The 253-nt window shown below is 35.2% G+C and carries 1 protein-coding gene; it reads right to left on the reverse strand.

What is annotated here, in order from left to right; all coding sequences use genetic code 11:
• Positions 1 to 253, reverse strand: a 253-nt coding sequence (locus AAEY83_RS17075; protein WP_351061042.1) for a hypothetical protein, incomplete at both ends; no start/stop codon positions are given.

Genomic DNA, 253 nt, shown 5'->3' on the forward strand with positions numbered 1-253 from the left:
GGTTCGGCTTATGTAATCTTAAGTTAGACAGATCATCTAATGATTTGGCCGTCTCTTCTGCAGTTTGTTTCTTATTTTTAAAATCTTTACTGAAAGTGTTCGAGCGAATATAGGGTCTGAAATCGAATTCAACATCTTGCTCTAAATAACGGGCAGTTGCCTCATGTCTCGAGATAGTGTTTCCATAATAATGAGCATTATCGGTAGAATAGTAATCAATATTTTTCTTTAGATAGTTGGCAAACTTATCAGG

The sequence above is a fragment of the Psychrobacter sp. TB20-MNA-CIBAN-0197 genome (assembly GCF_040309765.1).
GTDB classification, from domain to species: domain Bacteria; phylum Pseudomonadota; class Gammaproteobacteria; order Pseudomonadales; family Moraxellaceae; genus Psychrobacter; species Psychrobacter submarinus.